7 protein-coding genes are annotated in these 4,206 nt (G+C 40.4%); 1 reads left to right on the top strand and 6 read right to left on the bottom strand.

Features of this window, described 5'->3' with window-relative positions; genetic code table 11:
- Positions 1-186 precede the first annotated feature (186 nt).
- The 4 genes from VK080_RS06915 to VK080_RS06900 all read right to left on the bottom strand — a co-directional run bounded on the left by VK080_RS06915 (position 187) and on the right by VK080_RS06900 (position 2,081).
- The gene (locus VK080_RS06915) at positions 187-456 is read right to left on the bottom strand and encodes a hypothetical protein (RefSeq protein ID WP_324224039.1); all 270 of its coding nucleotides are present in this window, start codon (positions 454-456) and stop codon (positions 187-189) included.
- A 178-nt stretch (positions 457-634) separates the two neighbouring features.
- On the bottom strand, positions 635-862 hold the full coding sequence (locus tag VK080_RS06910; RefSeq protein ID WP_324224038.1) for a hypothetical protein: 228 nt from the start codon (positions 860-862) through the stop codon (positions 635-637).
- A 189-nt stretch (positions 863-1,051) separates the two neighbouring features.
- Entirely contained in the window at positions 1,052-1,534 is a 483-nt protein-coding gene (locus VK080_RS06905; protein WP_324224037.1) for a CBO0543 family protein, read from the bottom strand.
- 46 nt (positions 1,535-1,580) lie between these two features.
- The gene (locus tag VK080_RS06900; RefSeq protein ID WP_324224036.1) at positions 1,581-2,081 is read right to left on the bottom strand and encodes a CBO0543 family protein; all 501 of its coding nucleotides are present in this window, start codon (positions 2,079-2,081) and stop codon (positions 1,581-1,583) included.
- A 207-nt stretch (positions 2,082-2,288) separates the two neighbouring features.
- Here VK080_RS06900 and VK080_RS06895 point away from each other — a divergent pair, with 207 nt between their 5' ends.
- Positions 2,289-2,750 (top strand): DUF2306 domain-containing protein, encoded by a 462-nt coding sequence (locus tag VK080_RS06895; protein ID WP_414672228.1) that lies wholly within the window; start codon positions 2,289-2,291, stop codon positions 2,748-2,750.
- Between the two features lie 33 nt (positions 2,751-2,783).
- On the opposite strand, the gene VK080_RS06890 is transcribed toward VK080_RS06895, so the two are convergent.
- Positions 2,784-3,851: a DUF3231 family protein gene (locus VK080_RS06890; protein ID WP_324224034.1), complete on the bottom strand. Its 1,068-nt coding sequence runs from the start codon at positions 3,849-3,851 to the stop codon at positions 2,784-2,786.
- A 186-nt stretch (positions 3,852-4,037) separates the two neighbouring features.
- The coding region (locus tag VK080_RS06885) for a cation transporter (RefSeq protein ID WP_324224040.1) at positions 4,038-4,206 on the bottom strand (169 nt) is incomplete at its 5' end.

Raw genomic sequence — 4,206 nt, 5'->3', positions numbered from 1 at the left:
GCCGCCCGCGGAAAGCGACGAGCTGAACATCCACCGAGTAAACTGCGAGTTGCGAGGAATGCTGCTTCTCCGACACCTCATGCAACACGACGAGCACGAAGTATATTTCCGGAGCGGGACATAGGCACCAATTTAAGTTCGGAGTTTTCTTTAATAAAAATGCTTTTGTCCCAGCCTCTTCACATTTTATAAAACGTCGTGATTATTTTGCTGCGCTTCCTGTATTTGCTGGCGCGTGTCATGCAGCTGTTCATAAGCTTGCTGAAACTGCGGATTCTCTGTTGCCTCGGTGCCAGCCTGTTGGGCCTTCTGCAGTTGCTGTTCGGCTTGCTGCAGCTGCTGTTCTGCCTGATCCAGAAGACGTTCGTCCGAGCCCTGTGCCGAACGTGCAGATTCCTGAGCTTCCTGTATTTGCTGACTTGCCTGTTGCAATTGCTGATGTAAATTCTGTGCCATCTATATCGCCTCCGTTGCTTAAAAGTCTTTTTTAGTGTGACCCTGGATTAAGCACGCTATGTATGTATTAAAGATTTATCAGCGAATTCTCTATTTCAATCCTTCCTGGAGCCGGGATTGTCGTCAAATAAAACATACTGAAGAAAATAAATGAGCTGGATGATCCTGGTATTGTCTTTTATAACCTGTCAAGCAAATTGGTTGTATTGATCATCCTATCATCTACTGATAGGACTTCGACAGTCTCGTTCAGTACTTGTACGGTCTCTTGCTTGTACAAATCTTCCTTCTCAGTATTTTCATCGGTCGTCCCACCTTCACCTGTTAGTATGTACAAAACCAGGCCCAGTACAACTCCCGCCGCAAAAATGGCACCAAGGAGACGCAAATATATTGATTTCCTCAAAAAATCACCTCTTGGGTTTATTTACTTGTCACTAGCGTCGACCATTTGTTGACTGCTTAACCCTTGATACAAATGAAAATTATTTGAGCCTCTATAGATAAAGAATACAGACAATAAACGTTCTGTACCCCCTTATTGATAGCTTCTGTTTAACCTATCATGTCCCGATAATCCGGCCAATTAGAACTTTCAGGAGGAACCATTGGTGCTTTCCCTTTTTCCCGCCACATCGTTAATCAGCCACATCAGCCACCGGATAAACAACAAAAGTAAAAACTGGCTTACCAGTGAATAAAACCAATTCCAGGTAATATAATGAACAAGGTCAGTGTTCCTTTCCAGTAATACTTCAAATGCAGTCAGGAAACTGCTGTAAACGAGTGCCATCCAAAACCAATTGAATACACCTCTACGATAAGTCCTCTGGTAGTAGTAAACGCACATGACCGGCAGCAGCAAATACTCATAAAGAACACTTGACTGAAATAGGGGAAACAACTGCACCGGATAGGAAAGCAATTCATACTTAACAACCAGATCACCTAAAATTGTGACAAAATATGCTGCGATCAAAAAACATAACAGCCAATTTTTAAGCGGTTGTTTTTTAAAGGCAATATTCAAAAGTATTAACCCTAAAATGAGAAAAATCCATAGTAAAATTATTCCCATGTTAACAGCTCCTATGACCATGTTAACAGTCCGACAATCGATGACTTTAATGAACCCAGGGCACATTAAATAAGGTAAGTAAGACAGCAATAATGATAATTGACAAACCATAGGCTATCAGCGGCCGGGTGTAATGGAGTCTCAGCATCGGAAACATGACCAGTACAAACAGGCAAGACCATGTAACTGACCAACCATTATGATATTCGATTGCACCCAGGTGATACCCGCCCCATTCAAATACAATGTATAATAAAACCCATTTTGCTATATACAATAGTTTATGAATGATTGCATCCGGAAAGCGTGATAGGAACATAATTATGGTCAATGGCAGAACAATAAACGCATGCAAAAGGTTCAAAACGCGTTCAGGTATACCTATGTTCGATTCAAACGTCCACAGAGGATAATCAAACGTAAAAAAGAAGTATAATAAATTCATGGCTATAATATAGAGCATGGTTGCATGGAATTGTTGAAAACGTGACCAGTCCGCCCAGCGCCATGCAGCTAAAATGACCAAAAAGATAATAAATATGTGCATTCAAAATCACCTGTCATGAAAATTAATCACTTGAATATAGATTGTTCAAGTGACTGAAATAAATACACTCTTAGACCTGCATTCCAAAGAGGGACATGGGGGGATCACTGTCCCACCATCTCGATTGAATATCATGATATGATTGATTTTATTTAAAATTCAGATATAGTATAGTAAAGGTAACGATACTTTATGGGGGAATGTGATTTGTTCAATCTTTTTTTGATTGTGCACATTATCACCGGCAGTATATGCTTAATAAGTGGACTGTCTGCTATGACTGCCAGAAAAAAACGCGGCAGGCATACCATTTCAGGTGACATTTATCATGGCTCATATGTGGTTGTATTGGTTACATCCATTGCGATGGCCGTTTTGCACTGGGAAGAAAGTGCACATCTTTTTTACATTGCTCTTTTTTCGTATGGTCTTGCTTTTACAGGTTATCTTGCCGTCAAAATGCGATGGAGCAATTGGCTGAGTTTTCATTTAAGCGGGATGGCAGGTTCCTATATTGGCATTGTCACTGCCGTTATAATCACAAATATTAGCGGAATTCCGGTGCTGAATGCACTTCCTGAGCTCTGGTACTGGTTCCTGCCTACTATTATTGGTACGCCATTAATCATTATGACTAGCAGAAAATACACTTCTCCAAAAGTTCGTTGAAAAATATACACCCCTGATTAAAGGGGGACAAATTTACTGAAGCGGATTTTTTACAGCTTTTTTTCGATCAGTAGCTAGCGGAGGTTCTTCAAACCAGCCATGTTGTATCATCATTTCCTGTCCCTTATTGGCATATAATCCGATTTCACCGATGAATTTTGCATATTTAGCGTGAATGTCATGTCTAAGCGTTCTCGACATGGATATTCCTAAGTTTTCCATACCTAATTGATTGGCCAAAATAACGTGGTAGGCCATGAGCTTATCACTGAACGCTGGGACTTTTGAATTTGTTACATGGGGATCCATCAGTATTGGGGATGGGATGTTTTCACTTGCCAAAATATTCCCAAACTGTTTAATTTGTTTGTCTGCCAGCTGCCACCCGTTCTTAAAATAATTCCGTAGCTTTTGGGAAGATGCTGTTTGCGCAAACCCCATCATTAGGGATTTTCCCAAAATATTAGTTGAAATATTTAAGTGTAGATATTTTATTTCCAATCCGGCTATCGGACGATTTTTTCCTGCCAGAAAATTGTTAAACGATTTTTTGTCAATGAATTCCACATGGCTTGGATACGGAATATTTGGCAGTTTCATAATGGTTCCTTTCTTAAGCAGAAGATGTGTTGATCGTTCATAAATTTCATTTAATTCCTGAACACCCTGCCGGTAAAAATCCATGACATCCTGTCGTATACTGCTCGATAAGGCCCGTGTATATTGGCCGAACGCACCAATAGCCATTTGCTGGACATAAAATAACATGAAGGTATCGTCAAATAAACGCGGTGTTCCTTTATAGACATCCGAGGATCCAAAAGCAGCAGGAACGGGAATGCCTTCCTGAATAAACAGCTCTGAAATCGTGTTGAGATGCTGCTTTGACAATTTTTGATTATATAATAGAAGGTCTTTTACTTCGTCATCTTTAACCAACTCTAAAAAATGCTCAAAAATATAGGAAAACATAGAATCGCCAAGATAATTAGCCCATAAGTCACTTAATTCAGACGAGTTGAGTTTTAAGTGCTGCTGATGTTCGGAAATTTGTGATTCGAGTTTCGTATCTTTTTCTGATCCTTGATCTTTTGAATCCACTATTGCTTCTCCTTTCAAAAACGTGCTGTCGCGTGATTTGATGCCGCTGTCGCGCGATCTGACTTCCCATCAATGCCAAATGACTCTTTGTAGCTTCCCAATCAGTCATATAATTTATTCATGCAAGGTTAATCACATAAAAAAACCGGCTCCCAATCATGGAAACCGGTTTTTTCTACGCTATATTTACGCTACAACATCGTAGCCCTGATCTTCCACTGCGTCACGCATGTCTTGAATGGTTACCTTTGTATCATCATAAGTAACATCAACTTTGCCTGTGCCAAGATTCACCTCAACACCTTGCACGCCTTCCAACCCTTCAAGCGCTCCTTTTACGGCACTTTCACAATGG

The sequence above is a fragment of the Lentibacillus sp. genome (assembly GCF_035301925.1).
Taxonomy (GTDB): domain Bacteria; phylum Bacillota; class Bacilli; order Bacillales; family Amphibacillaceae; genus Lentibacillus.
Note: the sequence above shows the minus strand (reverse complement) of the source record. Positions and strands in the feature narration are given on the sequence as shown.

Excerpts from the sequence above, each read along its gene's own strand:
- VK080_RS06915 (WP_324224039.1), bottom strand. The coding sequence starts at position 456 with ATGGCACAGAATTTACATCAGCAATTGCAACAGGCAAGTCAGCAAATA.
- VK080_RS06905 (WP_324224037.1), bottom strand. The coding sequence starts at position 1,534 with ATGGGAATAATTTTACTATGGATTTTTCTCATTTTAGGGTTAATACTT.
- VK080_RS06900 (WP_324224036.1), bottom strand. The coding sequence starts at position 2,081 with ATGCACATATTTATTATCTTTTTGGTCATTTTAGCTGCATGGCGCTGG.